Origin of the sequence: Desulfococcus sp. (assembly GCF_041737845.1) — a bacterium.
GTDB lineage: Bacteria > Desulfobacterota > Desulfobacteria > Desulfobacterales > Desulfococcaceae > Desulfococcus.
Genome location: NZ_JBGSQX010000142.1, coordinates 18901 through 38488 on the forward strand (window position 1 = coordinate 18901; position 19588 = coordinate 38488).

A 19588-nucleotide genomic window follows, 5' to 3' on the forward strand; every position below is an offset into this window, starting at 1 on the left:
GTCCGATCGGCAGAACGACCGCCGGCTGCATGTGATGGTTTCCCAAAAAGTCGGTTTCCAAGCGGTTTCGCGAACGTTCGAGACACGGCTTGCGAATCCCGGGAAATGGGGCGTGCATCCAGTACGCCGCAGTGACGGGTGACGACACGTAACGCAGATATCGCAGGTTTACGGAACCGTCATATTTTGGGTCCGACGTTTTCAAAGTATTTCTCGATGGCCATTCGGGCATACATGTTCGCCTTGACGCCGATATAGTTCTGATGGGCGACGACGATGGAGAGGACGATCTTCCGGTTGCCCGCCTTTTCCTCGGCGTATCCGACAAACCAGTCGAACCTCCGCCGTTCATGGCTCTTGGAGTTGATGCTGCCGCTCTTTCCGCCGATGTTGAGCCTGGAGAGCACCGGCGATCGGCTGAGCCCCTGGAAGGTCTTCCGGCAGGTGCCGGTGAGGACCGTCTCCTCCATCAGAGACTGCATGGCGCTGGAGGTTTCCGGGGAAAGCGCCTTGTTCAGCGTCTTGGGCTGCCCCCTGTAGATGATCCTGCCCGAACTGTCGGTGATCTGGTCCACGATGGAAGGCTCGACCAGGCGCCCCTGGTTTGCGACCACCGCCGAAGCCATGATGGCCCCGTGCAGGGGCGAGAGCATCGTGCTCCGGTTGAAGCCGCTGGCGATTTCCGCCCAGTTGTAGGGTTCGTCGGACACGGAAAATGAGCTGGGGGCCATGGGCAGTTCGAAATCGATCTCCTGATTGAACCCGAAGGCCTCGGCATGGCTGATCAACGCCTGCTTCCCCAGGTACTGGGCGCCAAGCTTTCCGAATACGGGGTTAACGGACTGGGCGAAGGAGTCCCTCAGGCTGATCCGGTTGGCATTCCGCTGGTTTTTCCGGTTGAGCTGCGACCGGTAGAGGGTGTGCTTCGCACCGATGTAGGTCACCGTGGAATCGGGCTGCAGGCCGTATTCCTCCACCGCGGCGACGGCCGTGACGATCTTGAAGATGCTGGCCGCGGGGAAAAGGCTTTCCGTGCAGGCGTTGTTGTTCGGGTCGTCCCGGTCATGGCTGACCATGGACAGGATGCGGCCCGTTTCAGGCTCCATGATGACGATGCCGATGGAGTGGGCGTGCTGGGGCTGCAGTGAAGCGATCATATACTGCTGCAGCCGGTTGTCGATGCTGGTATCGATGTGATACCTGCGGCCGTCGAAGTCGTAGTCGAATGCTCTTTTTGACAGGTTGACGAACCGGCGCCGGTCGAACAGCAATTGGATCTCGGCCTTGTCGATCACCGGCGTGGTGAATTCCATGGCGCCGTCCGGATCGGAGGCAAACACGCTGTCGGCGGCGTCGTTCAGGGCCACGGCGGTTTCCGCGGTGGGCGTCGACTCGGGGGCGGGGGTGTCCTCCGCATCAGGCTTCAAAACAGGGGGTTCCGGAGACGATCCTGATGCTTCGCCGGCGCTTGCCGGAGCTTCTGCAGGGGGCGGCGGGGATGGGGGGTTCTTCGATGCGGGGGCGCCCTCCCCGGGGGGCTGGGCCTCGGATTCCGCTCCGCCCGGCGCCGGAGCGGCCGCCCGCTGCTGCGGTGCCTCGTCTCCGGAAACCGATACCCCGGCCGCGGTCGTGAAGAGCGGCGTTATCCATCGATCCTTCAGGGTGCCGACGTTTATCGGCAATACAGCGTAGCACCCATAGATGAGGGCGGCGAAAGCGGCCGCCTCGGCAATCCGCCGGCAGATCCTGTTCGAATTCCTGCGCGGTTCTTTCGTCCGTCTCAATCCGGACTGATAGGTGCGCCAATCGGGTCTGCTTCCAAATGAACCGCGTCCGTATCTGAATGTCTTCATGGCCCCCCCAATATTCGCCTACGTCAGCATCGTTCCGGGCTTGACGGCTTTATCCAGCGTGGCCACCGTCACCGTTTTACCCTCGACGGCGGCCAGGAGCATCCCCTGCGAGATAACGCCCATCAGTTTGGCGGGTTTGAGATTTGCGACGATGATGACCTGTTTTCCGATGAGATCGTCCGGCGCATAGCTTCCCGCAATTCCGGATACGATGGTCCGCCTGTCTCCCAGGTCGACCTCGAGTTTCAGCAGTTTGCTGGCCTTGGGAATGGCTTCCGCCTTCAAAATGGTGGCGACCCGCAGGTCGATCTTGGCAAATGTTTCGATATCGATGGCCGGCTTGATGGGTGCCGGCGCCGCCCCATCCGGCGTCGCCCCGTCCGGCGCCGTCGGTGCCGGCTCGTTTCCGGGGGCCGTGATGCCGGCGGCCGCGGGTTCGATCCTGGGAAAGAGCCGGGTCGATTTCGGGAGGCTCCCCCCGGGCCGCAGCGTCTTCCAGGCCCGCAGGGTCTCCAGGCGGTAGAAGGGGCCGTCCGCGGGGAGGCCCAGATGGGCCTGCATCTTCCGGGCGGTTTCGGGCATCACCGGGTAAATCAGCCCGGAGACGATCCTGAGCCCCTCCAGGAGTTGGTAGATGACCGATTCCAGTTCGGGCCGGCAGGACTTTTTCTTGGCCAGTTCCCAGGGTGCAGCGACGTCGATGTACTTGTTCATCTGACTGATGAATTCCCATGTGAAAATCAAGCCCTTGTGAAAGGCGAAATTTTCCATGGCCGCTTCATATTGATCGATGGTCTGGGATGCGGCGCTTGCGAGATCGCCGAACTTCATGCCCGACAGGCTCTCCTCCGCCGATTTCAGGCTTTCCGGCACCACGCCGCCGAAATACTTGTGGGTCATGGCGATGACCCGGCTGAAAAGATTTCCCAGGTCGTTGGCCAGGTCCGCGTTGATCCGCTGGACCAGCGCCGTCTCGCTGAAGCTGGAATCCAGGCCGAAGACCATCTCCCGCATCAGAAAATACCGGAACGCATCCAATCCGTAGACGCCCTTGAGGGCCAGGGGCTCCACCACGTTCCCCAGGCTCTTGGACATCTTGCTTTCCTCGATATTCCAGTAGCCGTGAACGTTCAGGTGGGTGTACACCGGAATCCCCGCGGCCTTGAGCATGATCGGCCAGTAGATGCCGTGGGGCTTCAGGATATCCTTGGCCACGATGTGCTGGACATGGGGCCAGAACCGCAGAAAAAGCTCGCCGTCGGGGTAGCCCAGGGCGGATACATAATTGAGGAGGGCGTCGAACCAGACATAGGTGACGTACTTTTCATCAAACGGGAGGGTGATCCCCCATTCGAGGCGGGTCTTGGGACGGGAGATGCACAGGTCGTCCAGGGGCTCCTTCAGAAAGGAAAGCACCTCGTTCCGGTAGCGCTCCGGCCGGATGAAATCGGGGTTGCTGCGGATATGGTCGATGAGCCAGTCCTGATACCGGCCCATCTTGAAAAAATAATTGGTCTCCCGAATCATCTCCGGTGCGGTCTCGTGGTCCGGGCATTTGCCGTCGACGAGTTCGCGGTCGGTGTAGAACCGCTCGCATCCGAAGCAGTACTTCCCTTCGTATTCGCTGAAGTAGATGTCCCCGGCGTCATAGATTTTCTGGAGTATCTGCCGGACGAGGGCCTGGTGGTCCGGATCCGTCGTCCGAATGAACCGGTTGTAGCGGATATTGAGCTCCGGCCAGAGCGACTTGAAAATGCTGCTGATCTTATCGGCATACGCCCTGGGAGACATGTTCTCCTTCCGGGCGGCCCGCTCGATCTTGTCGCCGTGCTCGTCGGTTCCGGTGAGGAAAAAGGTCTCCGCCGCCTTCATGGCGTGGAAGCGGCAGGCCACGTCCGCCGTAATGGTCGTATAGGCATGCCCCAGGTGGGGTCTTGCGTTCACATAGTAAATCGGGGTGGTGATGTAGAAAGGATCCGGCATCGTTTCTCCTATCCGTTTTGACCGCTCGTATCGTCGCTTTCTTTTTCCAGTGCGATGTCCTTGAGTTCGAACTCCATTTCCTGCCCCTCTTCCAAACGGACGGCAACCCGGTTGCATATGACATTGTGGCGCACGATTTTTCCCCTCCCCTTGGGGGTGGAGGCTATTTTGCCGATCTTGGGGAACTCGGATCGGAGCGCCTGATAGGTTTCATTTTCAAAGGTCAGGCAGCACATGAGCCTGCCGCACTGGCCGGAAATCTTGGTCGGATTCAGGGAAAGCCCCTGCTCCTTGGCCATGCGTATGGAAACCGGATCGAATTTTTCGATGAAGGTCGCGCAGCAAAGCTCCCTGCCGCACCTGCCGATCCCCCCGCACATTTTCGCCTGATTGCGGATGCCCACCTGCCGCATCTCGATGCGGATCCGGAACTCCTTGACCAGCAGTTTCACCAGCTCCCTGAAATCCACCCGGCCGTCGGCCGTAAAAAAAAAGGTGAGTTTGCTGGCGTCGAAGGTTCCCTCGACCGAAAACAGGTTCATCTTCAACCTGAGACTCTTGATGCATTCCACACAGAAGGCATGGGCCGCTTTCTCGAGTTCCCTGTTCTTCTCCCGCTGGGTGAAGTCCTCCTCCCCCGCCAGGCGATAGACCTTTTTCAACGCTCTCTCAAAGGTCTTCTCGTCACGGTGCTCCGGCGCCGACGTCACAAAACCGAATCCCAGCCCCTGTTCCGTCTCGACGATTACGGGATCGCCCGGAGCCAGAACGAACGCACCGGCGTCGAAGTCGTAGACTTTTCCCGCCGGCTTAAACCGAATACCAACAACTTTTACCATAGTTTATTTTTTTGCCAGCTGCAAGACCATAACTTCCAAAGTCAGCCGGACATTGGCGTTGGACCGTAGATCCCTTTGGGCGGCGTCAACCGCTTCAATCTTGGAAAGCAGCGATATTTCTGTATAATTTAAGGAAATTCGTTGAATGTCGCTCAACGCGTCCTGGTTGAAAATTTTTTCCGGGCAATGCCTGCAGACAATCAGATCCCGCAGCCAGGACCGGATCACGTCCAGGGATCCCTCCGCCGCGGCCTTCTTCCGGGCGAGCCGCTCGGCCACGGCCAGCAGCCCGTTCACGGAAAGATCCTGCCCCTTTCGGGTCATGATCTCCGAAAGACGCCCGATAATCCAGCTCCGGCGCTTGATCCAGGCGCTACGATCCGCCGGGAGCGCCATGTCGATCCGGCACGGACCGCCCTCGGCCATGGCGGCAAGAATATCGGCCTCGCCCGGGGGGATATCGTATTTTTTCCGCCACGCCGCAGCCAGCCGCCCGCGCGAAACGGGATGAAAGCCGACCTTCTGGCAGCGAGACACGATGGTCTGTGCCAAATCGCGGGGCTCCACGGCCGTCAGGACAAACACCGTCCGGTCCGGAGGCTCCTCCAATACCTTGAGGAGCGCATTGGACGATTCGGGATTCATGGCCTGGGCGCCTTCGATGATGACGACCCGCACCGCGGCCTCGAAAGGCTTCATTGAAATTGTATGGCAGAGTTCGCGGACCTGATCGATCTTGATCACCGCACCCGCAGCGGCAACCCGGTGAATGTCCGGGTGGCTTCCCGAGCGGATTTTTCGACAGGATTTGCAGTCGCAGCCGGCGACGGCGCCCATCCATAGGCCGGCCTGGAGAAGGTCCGGGCGGTCAGCGAAGCGCCTGCAATTTAACGCCATGGCAAACATCAGGGCCAGAGTCCGCTTGCCGATGCCCTCTATCCCCGTAAAGAGCAGGGCGTGGGGCACCTTTCCCTTCCGAAGAAGCACGGACAGAATTTCGACCGCCTTCTGCTCTTGAAAAACCTGCTGATCAAGTACAGACAATGCCTTAGTAGTCCACGCGTTCCTTCAGCTCTTTTCCGCACTTGAAAAAAGGGAGCCTCTTGGGATTGATGACCACCTTGTCGCCCGTTTTCGGGTTTCTGCCGGTGTAGCTCTTGTAGTTTTTGACATAAAAGCTGCACAACCCCCGGATTTCAACGCGCTCCCCCTGCGCCAGGGCTTCGGCCATGCTGTCGAAAAAGATTTCGACAATCTTGGCCGCCTCCGCTTTCGATATGTTTGCTTCGTTTTTCAAAGTGGAAATCAATTCCAGTTTATTCATATGCTTCCTGCTCCTTGATTTTCATAAAAGCCCGAACCCCGCGTGAGAGCCTCTTTCTTAAATGATATTTGATAAGAAGTCAAGCGGTTATGAAAGTATTTTAGGAAGTGTTTCCACATCGTCCTCACCCACCTCAACCGCCGCGAACTGGCCCAGGATGTCGATATTCACGACCACCCGGCTTTTTCCCCGGTACCGGGAAAAAACGCCGATGATACCCGCGAAAGGCCCCGCCGTGACCATCACCCGATCCCCCCGCTTCAGACGGGCGCCGGTGGTGACGGCGCCGTCCGCCGACACCATGACCCTGAGGGAGGAGATGACCTCGTCCGCCACGGGCACCGGCGGGCCGGTCCGATTTCCGATCAGCCGGACCGCCCCGACAACCTTGACGACCTCCAGGTGGAGGCTGGGCTCGAGGCTCGTCCGGACAAACAGATAGCCGGGGAAGAGCGGCACGTCGATCATCTTGTGGCGGTCCCGGCGCCGGCTCTTGACCCGGATCTTCGGAAGAAAGGCCTCAAAGGATTTGTTCATCAACCCATCGTTCACCACGTTTTCAAACCGGCTTTTGACATGAAGGACATACCAGGCCGGTTTGAGCGGATCTATTTTTAACTCCATAGACCTCCATTCATGTCAGTTGACGCCCGCCCCCCCCAGCCCCGCCAGATCGACCATGACGCCGAAGGACTGGTCTTCGCGGTCTTGCAGAAAGCGCATGTTCATGGACCAGCATGGATGGGTATAGATGAATCCCACCCCTGTCTTGATGTTTTCGCTGTCCCGGATGTTCTGTTCGTATTCGGCATAGGTCGACAGCCAGGAGGTGAGCCGGGCCTGAAGGCCGGCATAGAGGGATTCGCTGGAATCCCGCGTGGACCGGTATTCCGTATAGAGGAGGTCGCCCCGCTTGTCCCTCAGCGTCAGCCCGATATTTCCGGACAGGAAGGCATCCTCCAGGTGCGACCATTCCATGTCGGCACTGACGGTGTAAAAATCCGCCGGTTCGACATCCAGCCTGGCATAGAAGGGCGAGAGATGCTCCCCGGGTTCGGGGGTCGTACGGTCCACCAGGTCGTATTCGTAGATCAGATCGTCCGCGTCATAGGTGTCGGCGTCATAGCTCTGGGAAACCTCGAACCGGCAGAATTGTCGGAAGGTATAATCCACGACGGGATGGATGTCGACGCCTCCAGACGCCGGGTCGGCTTCAGGCTTTACCCGTTTCGACTTGGAGACCCAGGAATTGACCAGGGAAAAGGTGACCCGGTTCTTGCGGAAGACCCGGTCGGCCGGGTCGAAAAAGGGGTATTCGTCTTGATTTCTGTCGGGAACGAATTCATAGACGATCTCGGGGCGGAGGTTGTGCTTGATTTTTTCAGGGCGCATGTTGAGTCGGGACAGAATCCCTTTTTCATCTGGCGAAAAAGCATAGATCCTGCTCAGGCGGGTGGCGAGGTCCAGCCGCGCATCGAACATTTCCCGATGGAGGTTCTGATCGGACGATGCGAAAAGTCCCCCCAATTCCGTGTCTTCCCCGTTGACATTCCAGATCGTTTCCCGGAGCCCGACGGAGGGTTCGAGAAAGAGGTAGTCCTTGAGCCGGTAAGGCATGGAGAACCGCGGCCAGATGTCCATGCGGTGCCCCCTGTCGCCCTCCTGCCGGAAAAAATGGGCGTAATTGGATTCCATGCTCCAGTAGACGGGCGAGGTCATGATTTTCTGGTTGACGGAATTGAAGGAGACGAGGGGCAGCCGCTGGAGGGTCGTGTCCGTCTCCTCCCATCGCCGTTTGACGACGTTGTCGTACCAGAGGGCCTCGGCGTTGAAGCTGTAGGCGCTCCAGATTTTATTGAGATTCAGGCTGTTGGTCCGGATGGGATCGGTGTAGTCGTCGACCTCCCTTCCGAAATGCTGGTTGAAGTATTTCCGGGTCGCATCGAACCCGGAATGACCGTCCTGAAATTCGTAGAGGTAATCCTGGTCGCTCACGATGTCCAGATCGAGGCGGGAGGAGAAGTCGAGGGGCAGGGCCTGGTTGACCTTGGCCCGGAACCAGTACCGGTCGTGATTCGGGCGAAGGTAGGCGTCTCCTTCATATCCCCAGTCGGCGCTGCTCGTTCCGGTGCCGTCGTCGATCTTACGGTCGTCAAGGTAATCGAGCATGACCGTCCCCTTGGAGCGCTCATCCAGAACATACCGGTATTCCGCGCCGACCTTGTCGCCCCGCTCGGACATGAAATAATTGTAGAAGGTGGCGTCCTGGCTGTCGTCGATGGCCCAGAACAGCGGCTGGTTATAGGAAAGCCCTTTTCGGTCCGAGTTGCCGAATTCCGGGAAAAGCAGGCCGGTCTGACGGTTTTTTTTGACCGGGAAGATAAAATACGGGCTGAATGCGATGGGCACGTTCTTGACCCAGAAGGTCCCGTTTTTGACCTTGCCGTACCCCTCGAGGGTGATGTCGAGGTTCCTGGCGGTGATCCGCCAGGCCGGGGTCTCGCCGTCACAGGTCGTGACGCTGGCCTTGTACACCTGATACTCGTTTTTTCCGACCTTTTCGACCCGCTCCCCCCGGATGTGGAAATTCTTCTCCTTGGCAAACACCTTTCCCTGGTGGATGGTGCCGGTCTCCTTTTCCAGGTCGATATCGATCCGATCCCCCGTGAGGACGTCCTCACCGGTCGTCATCATCACGTTCCCCTCTGCGGAAGCCGTCATGTTCTTGTGGTCGAAGGTCACATGATCGGCCGAAAGCCGCTTGATCCCCTTGCTGATAACGACCCCGTCTCGCGCCACGTAAACCTTGCGGACGGCGTCATACTCGACCGTATCCGCCTTGATCTCCCACGGTTTTTCCGGGTCCGTACGGAGAATCTCCGGGAGGGGCCCGCCGCCGGCAATGCCCGCCTGCGCCAGCAGGACCGCGATGATCAGGATGCCTCCAAGCCGGGCGGATATCCCTTTTGGGTAAAAAAAATCATTAGACCGCCGGGAATAATCGGTTGAAGCCAACCGCCACATCAAGTATGATAAATTTTTGAACAGTCGCATTACCGCCGGCTTCGTTCGGAGTTCGAGATCAATTCCTTGAAATCCCATGGAATAATGATGAGTTACAGGTCGCCGCAGTGGCGGGGGAACCGCGTAACGCAAATATCGGACTTTCTGCGGAACCGTCACGTATAAAATCAAGAATAACAGATCTTGTCAAGACCATGCAAGGCATCCGGGACAAAGAAAACAGGCCATGAAGGTATTCCTGACCAACGACGACGGCATCCATGCCCCGGGATTGTGGGCGCTTTACCGGCGGTTCCGCGAGGAACATTCGGTCCAGGTGGTGGCCCCGGACCGGGAGCGCAGCGCCGTCTCTCACGGCATCACCCTCCACACCCCCTTGAGGACCGCCCGGATCACGGTGAACGGCGGCTGGGAAGGATACGGCGTCGACGGGAAACCCGCGGACTGCATCAAGCTGGGCATGACCCTGCTCCTGAAAGAGAAGCCGGATGTCGTCGTGGCCGGCATCAACCCGGGGGCCAACGTGGGGATCAGCATCAACTATTCGGGAACCGTGGCCGCCGCGAGGGAGGCCGCCCTCTTCGGCCTTCCGGCGATCGCCGTCTCGATCAACGGGTATGACATCGAGGACTACGGGGACGCGGCCGCCTTCACGGAGCGACTAGCCCGCCGCATCGTGGAGACCCCCCCTCCCTTCGGCACGATCCTCAATGTCAACCTGCCCAATATCCCCATGAAAAAGGTCCGCGGCGTCAAAATCACCCGGCAGGGGATCGACCGGCTCTCCAAGGAGTACTACGAAAAACGCATCGACCCGAGGAACCGCGCCTACCACTGGCTGGGAAGCGACGCCCGGATATTCGGCGAGGATCTTTCCGTGGACGGGGATGCCCTGTGCCACGACTACATCACCATCACCCCCCTCCAGTGCGACATCACGGACTACCGCATGCTGGCGCAGATGAAAGCCTGGGATGTGTGAGATGAAGCAGCAGTTCGCGGCGGAGCTCGCCGCCGGCGCCCAGGTGGATGATGTGTTCGTGATCTCCGAAAAGGCCCTCGCCCAGAAGAAAAACGGAGAGAACTATCTCAGCATCACCTTTTCGGACAAAACCGGAGACATCAAGGGGGTTGCGTGGGACAATGTCTCCGCCGCGGCCGCGGCCGGCGCGGTCGGCGACTTCGTGCGCGTCAGGGGGGGCGTCTCCGACTACCGGGGGGGCCTCCAGCTCACGGTCCGCGAGCTTTCTCCCGTCGACCGGGGCTCTGTGCGACGGGACGATTTTCTGCCGGCCACCCGGAGAAATCCGGAGCGCATGATGGAGCGCCTTCGCCAAACCGCGGCCGAAGGGATCCAGGACCCGGACCTCCTGGCGCTCTTTGCGGCCTTCTGGTCCGATGAGGACTTCGTCGACCGCTTCAAGCGCGCTCCCGCCGGCAAAAAAATGCACCACGCATACCTGGGGGGCCTCCTGGAGCACACCCTCTCCATGACGGTCCTGATCGGCGACATCGCGGCCCACTACAGCGGCATCGACACGGATATCCTCCTGGCCGGGACCATCCTCCACGACATCGGCAAGATCCGGGAATTCAAATATGACACCCTCATCGACTATTCCGACGAAGGAAAGCTCCTGACCCACATCGTCATCGGGTGCGGCATGCTCGATGAGAAGCTCCGCCAGGTTCCCGGATTCCCGAAGGAAAAGGCCCTGCTCCTCAAGCACATGATCGTGAGCCATCACGGCAGCCGGGAATTCGGATCTCCGGAGCCGCCCAGGACTCTCGAGGCGGTTCTGCTCAACCATATCGACGACATCGACGCCAAGATGAACGGCCTTCGGGGGTTCATCGCCAAGGAGGATCCCCGGGAGAGCTGGACCGCATACAACCCCATGCTGCGACGGCAGCTCTTCAGGAGCGGGAAGGAAGGAAACGCCCCGGCCGGAGAGGATGCGCCGGGGGAAAACGGCGGGGAATGACCGAGGATAACCCACCGAAGCACGCCCTGTTCATCCATAACCCAACCGAAGGACGCCATGTTCATCACCTTTGAAGGCATAGAGGGGTCCGGGAAGACGACCCAGATCCGTTTTGCGGCCGAGTTTCTCTCGGCCACGAACCGCCCGGTCGTCCTGACGCGGGAGCCCGGGGCCACCGACGTCGGACGCAGGATCCGGGCCATCCTCCTCGACCCCGCTCACCGGAACATCGATCCCCGGGCCGAGCTTCTGCTCTACATGGCCGACCGGGCCGACCATCTCGGCCGTGTCGTCCGGCCGGCCGTCGGCAGCGGGAAAACCGTGCTCTGCGACCGGTATTTCGATGCGACCCTCGCCTATCAGGGGTATGCCCGGGGCCTCGGCACCGATCTACTGACACGGCTCCATAAACTCGTGCTGGACGACTTCACCCCGGACCTGACCCTTCTTTTGGACCTGCCGCCCGAGATCGGCCTGGGCCGGGCCTGGCGCCAGATCGACGCCGGGGAGCGCACAGCGGCCGAAACCCGCTTCGAATCAGAGGCCCTCCGGTTTCACGAGCGGGTTCGGGCGGGATACCTGGACCTGGCGCGGCGGTTTCCCGGACGCTTTCGCATCGTCGATGCCGCAGGCACCCCTGACGCCGTCCGCGAAACCATCCAGAAGGTTTTATCCGATTTTCTCGAAAGCTATCCCCCCCGCCCCTGACATCCTCCCGGAGCAAGGGCCATGCCGCACCGGGGAGGACCCGGCCTGGCCGCAAAAAAAGTTGGGTTTTAATTTCCGGGAAAAGATGGTATATTTTCCAGTTGCGTCTGGCTTGCGGCCTTCACGCCTGGAACTTCGGGCGCGGACGCTGTCTCTGCCGCAACACAATAGGGAAAACGGACGATATAATGAGCTATTCACTGATAGATGCCATCGGCAATACCCCCCTGGTTGAAATTCGCCGGCTGAATCCCAATCCGAAGGTCCGGATTCTGGTCAAGCTGGAATACCTGAACCCCGGGGGGTCCATCAAAGACCGTCCGGCCCTCTACATGATCGAGGCGGGGGAAAAATCGGGCGAGCTGACCCCGGAAAAGACCGTGATCGAGGCCACCAGCGGCAACACGGGCATCGGTCTGGCCATGGTCTGCGCCATCAAGGGCTACAAGCTGCTTCTGGCCATGTCGGAATCCGCGAGCCTGGAGCGCCGGAAAATCCTGAAGGCCCGGGGCGCCGAGATCCTGCTCACCCCGGGACACATGGGGACGGACGGCGCCATCGAGGAGGTCTACCGCCTGGTGCGGGAGCATCCGGACACCTATTTCATGGCCGACCAGTACAACACCGAGGCCAACTGGAAGTCCCACTATTACGGGACCGCCGTCGAGATCTGGGAGCAGACCGGCGGGAGCGTCACCACCGTGGTCGCCACCGTAGGCACCACCGGCACCCTCATGGGACTTTCGCGGCGGCTCAAGGAGTTCAATCCGGAGATCCGGATCGTGGGGGTCGAGCCTTATCTGGGCCACAAGATCCAAGGGCTCAAGAACATGAAAGAGGCCTATGAGCCCGGCATCTTCGAAAAGGAGCGGCTCGACAAAAAGATCAACATCGACGACGAGGAAGCCTTCGAGATGACCCGGCGGCTGGCCAGGGAGGAAGGCCTCTTCGTGGGGATGAGCAGCGGCGCGGCCATGGCCATTGCCGCCAGAGAGGCTCAGTCCATGACGTCGGGTACCATCGTGGCGATCTTCCCCGACAGCGGCGAACGCTATCTGAGCACGCCCCTGTTCACCGTCGCGGACAAGGTCGTCATGAAGGTCTTCAACACCATGAGCCGCCGGAAGGAGCCCATGGAGCCCGCGCTGCCCGGAAAGGTCTCCGTCTATTCCTGCGGGCCGACCGCCCACGCCCGGCTGCATCCCGACGAGTGGCGAAGGTTCATCTTCGCCGACCTGCTCTGCCGCTATCTCACGTACCGCGGATATGACGTTACGCATGTGATGAACATCACCGACCTGGACGACAAGACCATCAACGGCTCCGCCAAAGCCGGCATGGAACTTTCGGCCTTCACCCAGCAGTACATCGACGCCTTCCACAGGGACCTGGGCATCCTGGGCATCGCGCCCGCCGATAAATACCCCCGGGCCAGCGAACACGTCCACGATATGGTCGCCCTGGCCGAAAAGCTCTACCTCAAGGGGTTTGCATACGAAAAGCTGCGGTCCCTCTATTTCAACATCTCCAAGTTCAAAGAATACGGCCGGCTGTCGGGCATCGACCTCGACAAGATCCGCCTGGGGGCGACGGTGGACCTCGATGAATATGAAAAGGACAACCCCAGGGATTTCACCCTGTTCAAGCGGTGCAAGCTCTCGGAGCTCAAGCGGGGCATCTACACGCCCTCCGAGTGGGGCAACGTGCGGCCTTCGTGGCACATCCAGTGCACCGCCATGTCCATGAAATACCTGGGGGAGAGCTTCGACATCCATACCAGCAGCCGCACCCTGGTCTTTCCCCATCACGAGAACGAGATCGCCATCGCCCAGGCCCTCACCGGCAAACCCCTCGCCAAATACTGGCTCCACTGCGACCGGGTCCTGATGGACGGCAAGAAAATGGATGAAAGCCTGCCGATCCTCAACCTGGAAGACCTCATCGACGTGGGCTATTCGGGCCGAGACATCCGATACTGGCTCCTGTCGACCCAATACCGGAAGCCGGTCCGGTTCTCCACCGAACGCCTGGACGCCGCCAAGCGGTCTCTGGGGCGCCTGAACGCCTGCATGGAAAATCTGCGGAACGTCACGACCGGGGCACCCTACCCCGAACTGGACCAGATGCTGTACGATATCAAGCAGGGGTTCATCCAGGCCATGGACGAGGACATGAACATATCGGCGGCCATCGCCGCCCTCTTCCGCTCCGTCAAGACCATCAACAAACGGGTGCTGGCGGGACTGATCGATCCGGAAGGCGCCCGGAAGCTGCTGGATGCGTTTCACGGCATCAACTCGGTGCTCAACATTTTCGATTTTGGAGAGGATGCCAATGCCCCGGACATCACGCGCCTGATCCAGGAAAGGGACACGGCAAGGCGGGAGCGGAACTGGCCGCTCGCCGACAGGCTCCGGGATGAACTCCAGTCCCTGGGGGTGATGGTCCGAGACCCGAAGATTTGACGGTTACGGAAAAAGTCCGATATCTGCGTTATGCGTATCCCTCGTCACAGAGGCGTACTGCCAGTACGCCTCATTCCTCGGGATTCGCGGGCATTGATCTCGAACTTTTTACGAAACCGTCTGAAAGTCGAGTTTTTACAAGACCATCAAGATTTGCAACCACTTTTGAAAACACCCTCGCCAAGGAGGACACATGGAGCCCGTCTATTTTCCCTTCACTTACGTATCCCCTTCCGCGTCAGCGCTGTTCGGCGCCTGCTTCCGCCGGACGGCCGTCTATCAGCCGCTCTCAGAAACCGTCTCCCCGGCCCTGAAGGACATGGCCGAAGCGGGACGCTTCGAGATACGCGTCCCGGTGGACACCGACACCGGCAGACTGATGAACCTCCTGAACGAATATCAGGCGTGGGCGAAACTCCACGAGGGAAGAGACCTGAAGTTCTTCACGACCCAGGGCGACCGGGTGCCGTTTTTTGACGATGCCGCCGCCCACCGTCTCAGTACGGACATCCGGCAGCGGGCCGCAGGCACTGACGGGTCGCCGCCGGCGGACCCTTTGTTCGATGCGCGGGTCTTCCTGGCCCTCGCACAGGAATTCGACCGCCGGCAGGGGGATTTTCAGAACGGCCTGGCGGCCTACCGGGAGATGGAACAGAAATTGATACAAGACCTGAAAGGCGACCCGGAAGCGCCTGTTATCGGGCTGGGCGGCGGCCCCGCGCTTTGGGCGGAGGAGCCCGGCGGCCACATGACGGAAAAGCGCCTCGAAGCCTTCTCCCGCCTGGCGCGGGAGGAGGAGACGGACGACCGGCTGTTCATCACCACCAGCCGGGCCGTATTCGACGCCGCCCTGGAAAAGATCGGCGGCACGGAGGAGGTCCTCAGAATCGAGAGGATGCCCTTTCCGGAAAAAGAGGCCGCGGCGGCCTTTCAGAGCGAGCTGACGGCCCACCTGACGGCGCTTCTCGAGAATCCCTCCGCGCACCCCGAAACCGTGACCTTTCCCCGGGCCGGCGGCGGGACGAAACAGCTTTCCCTGACCCTCCGCCGGGCGGGAGTCGGACGGGCGGCGCTCCTCAACGCCTGCATGACCTCCGGACCGGCCGCGGATTTCCCCGACGGACCGGCGGACCGCGCCATCCTGATCGGTTTTCTCGAAGGCGCGGCATAGGCCGTTTTTTCCTTGACATTTCCTATAAAGAGAGTAACATATAATGCTTTTAAAGTGACCATATAGAGCATCATATTTTAAAGGAGGTTGTGCAAATGTACGCTGTGGTGAGTTCGGGCGGAAAACAATATAAAGTGCAGGCGGGCGAAACCCTCCGCCTGGAAAAACTTTCCGGAGAGGTGGGCGCGCCGGTCTCTTTTGATCACGTGCTTCTCTACTCGGACGGCGAAAACGTTACCATCGGACGGCCGGTTGTAGGCGACATCCAGGTCCGGGGACATATCGTCGAACAGGGGCGGGCCAAAAAAATCATCATTTTCAAATACAAAAAGCGAAAACACTACCGCAGAAAACAAGGCCACCGTCAATCCTTCACGGCAGTGAAAATCGACAGCATCGGCGGTGCCGACCTGGTTCAAAAAGATTCCATGGAAAGTGAGGCGTAAAGAAAAATGGCGCATAAAAAAGCAGGCGGCAGTTCGAAAAACGGCCGCGACAGCAACGGACAGCGGCGCGGTGTAAAGCGCTTTGGCGGCCAGGCGGTGAGGGCCGGGAACATCCTGGTCAGGCAGTTGGGCACCCGGATCCACCCCGGAGAGAACGTCGGGATGGGCAGGGACTATACCCTGTTTGCCCTGGTCGACGGTGTGGTCAGCTATGAACGCTTCGGCAAAACCCGCAAAAAAGCGAGCATCATCCCTGAGTGAAATTCATAGACGAGGCAACAATTACCGTCCAGTCCGGAAACGGCGGACGAGGTTGCGTCAGCTTCAGACGAGAGCGCTTCATTCCCAAAGGCGGACCGGACGGCGGTGACGGGGGAAAGGGTGGCGACGTTATCATGGCTGCCACCTCTCAGAAGCGCACGCTCCATCATTTCAGTTTCAAAAGGCATTTCGCGGCGCAAAACGGCGCCGCCGGCCAGGGAAGCCAGAAGACCGGCCGAAACGGCGAAGACCTTGCCATCCCGGTCCCCGTGGGAACCATCGTCAGTGATACGGAAACCGGGCAGGTGCTGAAAGACTTCACGCAGGACGGCGAGACCTTCATCATCGCCAGGGGCGGCAGAGGGGGGCAGGGAAACACCCGCTTCAAAACCCCCACTCACCGCATCCCCCGGTTCGCCCAGCCGGGCGAGCCCGGCCTGTCCCTCACGATCAGACTGGACATGAAGCTCCTGGCCGACGTCGGTATCATGGGGTTTCCCAATGCCGGAAAATCCACCCTGATCAGCGTCATGTCGTCCGCCAGGCCCAAGGTGGGAGACTATCCGTTCACCACTCTGACCCCCAACCTCGGCGTGGTCAAGCACCCCTGGGGCGAGCCATTCGTGGTGGCCGACATCCCGGGCCTTATCGAGGGCGCCCATGCCGGAGCGGGGCTGGGAACCCGCTTTCTTCGCCACATCGAACGGACCCGCCTTCTGATCCACCTGATCGATGCCGCGGCCGTCGACGCGGACGCCCCCCTGTCCCGCCTTGAAGCCATCAACCGCGAGCTGGCGACGTACAGCCCGGATCTGGCCGAAAAGCCGCAGATCGTTGTCCTCAACAAGATGGATCTTCCCGGCGCAGACGTGGCCGCGGAGCTTTTCCAGATGGCGGCGGGCGATCTTCCGATACTCACAATCTCCGCCGCGGCAAATCAGGGAATCGATATTCTGACGAAAACCGTTGCCGAACGCCTGAACACACAACCATCTGATTCGGAAAATGAACAACAACCGAAAAGACTGTTTTGAATCCGTCAAGCGGATCGTCGTCAAGGTCGGCAGCAACCTGCTGACCAAGGACAACGGTTTGAACATCGACTTCGTCCAGTCGATCAGCCGACAGATCTGCCGGCTGATCGACGGGGGGATCCAGGTCGTCCTGGTCTCTTCGGGGTCCATGGCCGCGGGCCTGCGCAAGCTTGGCCTGGCCAGGCGGCCGGATGAGATCCCCAAGCGCCAGGCGGTTTCCGCCGTCGGCCAGGCCACCCTGATGATGGAATACGAGAAGGCGTTCGAGACCTACGGCAAGAAGGTGGCCCAGCTTCTCCTCACCAGCGACGGGCTGTACCAGCGGAAGCGCTACCTGAACGCCCGGAACACGCTCCACACCCTGCTGTCGTGGCACATCGTTCCGATCATCAACGAGAACGACACGATATCCATCGAGGAGATCAAATTCGGCGACAACGACACCCTCTCCGCCATGATCGCGCTTCTCGTCAACGCCGACGTGCTGATCAACCTCACCGATATCGACGGGCTCTACAACAAGGATCCCCGAACCCACGCCGATGCCGCTCTGATTCCGATGGTTTCAACCATCAAGAAAGACATCGAGCGGTATGCGAGCGACATCCCGGGCGCCCTGGGCACCGGCGGCATGATGACCAAGATCCGGGCGGCGCGCAAGGTCAATACCGCGGGCATCCCCATGGTCATCGCCCAGGGGACCAAGCCCGACATCCTGCTGAGACTTCTCGAAGGCGAATCCCACGGCACCTTTTTCGCGCCCAAGGGCCACAAGATGACCAACCGGAAATGCTGGATCGGCTTCACCTCCCGGCCCAAGGGGGTGATCCGCATCGACGAGGGCGCCGTGAAGGCCATCACCAAGAACGGCAAAAGCCTGCTCCCCGCGGGCATCGTCGACGTCATCGGAGAGTTCGGCGCGGGGTCGCCGGTGGAGTTCATCAACGGCACCGGGGAGGTGCTGGGCACCGGCCTCGTCAATTACAGCGCCGAGGACATCCGGAAAATCATGGGGCTTCGGACGAGCGAGATCAAACATCGGCTCGGTGAAAAACCTTACGACGAGGTGATCCACCGGGACAACCTGACCGTTGTCTGGGAATGCGATTGAATTCAATCGGTTTCCGATTCCGGAGGCCGGACGGCCCGTTCACGCGGCCCGTGCCGGCTCAAGGCGACGGAAACCGGCGCAGGGGGGAAAAATGAGTATCGAATCCGTTATTCTGGAAATGGCCCGGGCGGCCAGGGAAGCCTCCGTAAAGATGGCCCGCTGCCCGTCGGCCAGGAAAAACGAGGTCCTGCTGAAAATCGCCGATCAGGTCGAGGCGGATGCCGCCGTCATTCAGGCGGAAAATCGGAAGGACCTGGAATACGCCCGCGGCATCGGGCTATCGGATGCCATGATCGACCGCCTGACGGTGAAGGACGCCGTCATCGGGTCCATGGCCCGAGGCCTGCGGGAGGTCGCGGCCCTTGAAGACCCGGTCGGGGCCGTCACCAAAACATGGTCCCGGCCCAACGGACTCGAGGTATCCCGGATGCGCATCCCGCTGGGCGTCATCGGCATCATCTACGAATCCCGGCCCAACGTGACCATCGACGCCGCAGGCCTCTGCTTTAAAACCGGCAACGCCGTCATCCTGAGGGGCGGGTCCGAAGCGCTCCATTCCAACCAGGCCCTCGCCGGAATCATCACCAAGGTCCTCCATGCGACGGACATGCCTGAAAAAGCCGTCCAGGTCGTTCCGGTCCGGGACCGGGAGGCGGTCACCCTCCTGCTGGCCCAGGAGGAGTATATCGATCTCATCATCCCCCGGGGAGGGGAGGGACTGATCCGCTTCGTCGTCCAGAATTCCAGAATCCCCGTCCTGAAGCACTACAAAGGCGTCTGCCACGTCTTCGTCGACGAGAGCGCCGATCTCGATATGGCCGAGGAGATCGCCTTCAACGCCAAGGTCCAGCGGCCCGGGGTCTGCAATGCCATGGAGACGCTTCTGGTCCACCGGTCCACGGCCGATGCATTTCTGCCGAGCATGGCCCGGCGCTTGCGTGCGGCCGGCGTAGAACTTCGCGGATGCCCGGAGACCTGCCGGATCCTTCCGGGAACATTTCCGGCGGCGGAGGCCGACTGGTATGAAGAATACCTCGACCTCATCCTCGCGGTCCGGGTCGTGGACGACATGGACGCGGCCATCGCGCACATGACCCGATACGGCTCCAGCCACACCGAGGCCATCGTGACCTCGGACTACCGGCGGGCCCGGCGGTTTGTCCGCGAAATGGACGCATCGGTCGTTTTGGTCAACGCCTCGACGCGCTTCAACGACGGCGGGCAGTTGGGGCTCGGCGCGGAGATCGGCATCAGCACCTCCAAGCTCCACGCCTTCGGGCCCATGGGCATCGACGAGCTGACCACCACCAAGTTCGTGGTCTTCGGAGACGGCCAGATCCGCTCCTGACAGCCCGGCCGGGATGCCCGGCAGGCTTTCGGAGAC

17 protein-coding genes are annotated in these 19588 nt (G+C 60.4%); 10 read left to right on the forward strand and 7 right to left on the reverse strand.

Annotated features, from left to right (window positions below; translation table 11 throughout):
- Positions 1 to 179: 179 nt before the first annotated feature.
- The 7 genes from ACEW8N_RS16545 to ACEW8N_RS16575 all read right to left on the reverse strand — a co-directional run bounded on the left by ACEW8N_RS16545 (position 180) and on the right by ACEW8N_RS16575 (position 9014).
- On the reverse strand, positions 180 to 1853 hold the full coding sequence (locus ACEW8N_RS16545) for a penicillin-binding transpeptidase domain-containing protein (protein WP_373500954.1): 1674 nt from the start codon (positions 1851 to 1853) through the stop codon (positions 180 to 182).
- An 18-nt stretch (positions 1854 to 1871) separates the two neighbouring features.
- The gene (gene metG, locus ACEW8N_RS16550) at positions 1872 to 3836 is read right to left on the reverse strand and encodes a methionine--tRNA ligase (RefSeq protein WP_373500955.1); all 1965 of its coding nucleotides are present in this window, start codon (positions 3834 to 3836) and stop codon (positions 1872 to 1874) included.
- A gap of 8 nt (positions 3837 to 3844) precedes the next feature.
- Positions 3845 to 4675 (reverse strand): stage 0 sporulation family protein, encoded by an 831-nt coding sequence (locus ACEW8N_RS16555; RefSeq protein WP_373500956.1) that lies wholly within the window; start codon positions 4673 to 4675, stop codon positions 3845 to 3847.
- A 3-nt stretch (positions 4676 to 4678) separates the two neighbouring features.
- Entirely contained in the window at positions 4679 to 5719 is a 1041-nt protein-coding gene (gene holB, locus ACEW8N_RS16560; protein ID WP_373500957.1) for a DNA polymerase III subunit delta', read from the reverse strand.
- Between the two features lie 4 nt (positions 5720 to 5723).
- A complete protein-coding gene (locus tag ACEW8N_RS16565; RefSeq protein WP_373500958.1) occupies positions 5724 to 5999 on the reverse strand; it encodes an HU family DNA-binding protein in 276 nt (91 codons plus the stop codon).
- A gap of 87 nt (positions 6000 to 6086) precedes the next feature.
- Positions 6087 to 6623 carry a transcription termination/antitermination protein NusG gene (locus ACEW8N_RS16570; protein ID WP_373500959.1) on the reverse strand — a complete coding sequence of 179 codons (537 nt, stop codon included), beginning with the start codon at positions 6621 to 6623 and terminating at the stop codon, positions 6087 to 6089.
- 15 nt (positions 6624 to 6638) lie between these two features.
- Complete coding sequence (locus tag ACEW8N_RS16575) at positions 6639 to 9014, reverse strand: LPS-assembly protein LptD (RefSeq protein WP_373500960.1); 2376 nt, start codon at positions 9012 to 9014, stop codon at positions 6639 to 6641.
- Positions 9015 to 9249: 235 nt separating this feature from the next.
- Between ACEW8N_RS16575 and surE the strand changes: the two genes are divergently transcribed.
- The 10 genes from surE to ACEW8N_RS16625 all read left to right on the forward strand — a co-directional run bounded on the left by surE (position 9250) and on the right by ACEW8N_RS16625 (position 19552).
- The gene (surE, locus tag ACEW8N_RS16580; protein ID WP_373500961.1) at positions 9250 to 10005 is read left to right on the forward strand and encodes a 5'/3'-nucleotidase SurE; all 756 of its coding nucleotides are present in this window, start codon (positions 9250 to 9252) and stop codon (positions 10003 to 10005) included.
- Between the two features lies 1 nt (position 10006).
- Complete coding sequence (locus tag ACEW8N_RS16585) at positions 10007 to 11008, forward strand: 3'-5' exoribonuclease YhaM family protein (RefSeq protein ID WP_373500962.1); 1002 nt, start codon at positions 10007 to 10009, stop codon at positions 11006 to 11008.
- Positions 11009 to 11065: 57 nt separating this feature from the next.
- Positions 11066 to 11716, forward strand: a complete 651-nt coding sequence (tmk, locus tag ACEW8N_RS16590) for a dTMP kinase (protein ID WP_373500963.1) — start codon at positions 11066 to 11068, stop codon at positions 11714 to 11716.
- Between the two features lie 188 nt (positions 11717 to 11904).
- Positions 11905 to 14181: a cysteine--tRNA ligase gene (gene cysS / locus ACEW8N_RS16595; RefSeq protein ID WP_373500964.1), complete on the forward strand. Its 2277-nt coding sequence runs from the start codon at positions 11905 to 11907 to the stop codon at positions 14179 to 14181.
- 193 nt (positions 14182 to 14374) lie between these two features.
- Entirely contained in the window at positions 14375 to 15352 is a 978-nt protein-coding gene (locus ACEW8N_RS16600; RefSeq protein WP_373500965.1) for a hypothetical protein, read from the forward strand.
- Between the two features lie 95 nt (positions 15353 to 15447).
- A complete protein-coding gene (rplU, locus tag ACEW8N_RS16605; protein WP_373500966.1) occupies positions 15448 to 15798 on the forward strand; it encodes a 50S ribosomal protein L21 in 351 nt (116 codons plus the stop codon).
- 6 nt (positions 15799 to 15804) lie between these two features.
- Complete coding sequence (gene rpmA / locus ACEW8N_RS16610; RefSeq protein ID WP_373500967.1) at positions 15805 to 16059, forward strand: 50S ribosomal protein L27; 255 nt, start codon at positions 15805 to 15807, stop codon at positions 16057 to 16059.
- Positions 16056 to 17093, forward strand: a complete 1038-nt coding sequence (obgE, locus tag ACEW8N_RS16615; RefSeq protein WP_373500968.1) for a GTPase ObgE — start codon at positions 16056 to 16058, stop codon at positions 17091 to 17093. Before rpmA ends, obgE begins: the two co-directional genes overlap by 4 nt.
- Positions 17065 to 18204: a glutamate 5-kinase gene (gene proB / locus ACEW8N_RS16620; RefSeq protein ID WP_373500969.1), complete on the forward strand. Its 1140-nt coding sequence runs from the start codon at positions 17065 to 17067 to the stop codon at positions 18202 to 18204. The genes obgE and proB overlap by 29 nt, the downstream gene beginning before the upstream one ends.
- A gap of 91 nt (positions 18205 to 18295) precedes the next feature.
- Positions 18296 to 19552 (forward strand): glutamate-5-semialdehyde dehydrogenase, encoded by a 1257-nt coding sequence (locus ACEW8N_RS16625; RefSeq protein ID WP_373500970.1) that lies wholly within the window; start codon positions 18296 to 18298, stop codon positions 19550 to 19552.
- Positions 19553 to 19588 lie beyond the last annotated feature (36 nt).

Bases quoted from the DNA above. Each gene is read 5' to 3' on its own strand.
- ACEW8N_RS16585 (WP_373500962.1), top strand. From the start codon at position 10,007: ATGAAGCAGCAGTTCGCGGCGGAGCTCGCCGCCGGCGCCCAGGTGGAT.
- metG (WP_373500955.1), bottom strand. From the start codon at position 3,836: ATGCCGGATCCTTTCTACATCACCACCCCGATTTACTATGTGAACGCA.
- rpmA (WP_373500967.1), top strand. From the start codon at position 15,805: ATGGCGCATAAAAAAGCAGGCGGCAGTTCGAAAAACGGCCGCGACAGC.
- proB (WP_373500969.1), top strand. From the start codon at position 17,065: ATGAACAACAACCGAAAAGACTGTTTTGAATCCGTCAAGCGGATCGTC.
- ACEW8N_RS16545 (WP_373500954.1), bottom strand. From the start codon at position 1,853: ATGAAGACATTCAGATACGGACGCGGTTCATTTGGAAGCAGACCCGAT.
- ACEW8N_RS16570 (WP_373500959.1), bottom strand. From the start codon at position 6,623: ATGGAGTTAAAAATAGATCCGCTCAAACCGGCCTGGTATGTCCTTCAT.
- ACEW8N_RS16600 (WP_373500965.1), top strand. From the start codon at position 14,375: ATGGAGCCCGTCTATTTTCCCTTCACTTACGTATCCCCTTCCGCGTCA.
- ACEW8N_RS16565 (WP_373500958.1), bottom strand. From the start codon at position 5,999: ATGAATAAACTGGAATTGATTTCCACTTTGAAAAACGAAGCAAACATA.
- surE (WP_373500961.1), top strand. From the start codon at position 9,250: ATGAAGGTATTCCTGACCAACGACGACGGCATCCATGCCCCGGGATTG.
- cysS (WP_373500964.1), top strand. From the start codon at position 11,905: ATGAGCTATTCACTGATAGATGCCATCGGCAATACCCCCCTGGTTGAA.
- tmk (WP_373500963.1), top strand. From the start codon at position 11,066: ATGTTCATCACCTTTGAAGGCATAGAGGGGTCCGGGAAGACGACCCAG.
- ACEW8N_RS16625 (WP_373500970.1), top strand. From the start codon at position 18,296: ATGAGTATCGAATCCGTTATTCTGGAAATGGCCCGGGCGGCCAGGGAA.
- rplU (WP_373500966.1), top strand. From the start codon at position 15,448: ATGTACGCTGTGGTGAGTTCGGGCGGAAAACAATATAAAGTGCAGGCG.
- ACEW8N_RS16555 (WP_373500956.1), bottom strand. From the start codon at position 4,675: ATGGTAAAAGTTGTTGGTATTCGGTTTAAGCCGGCGGGAAAAGTCTAC.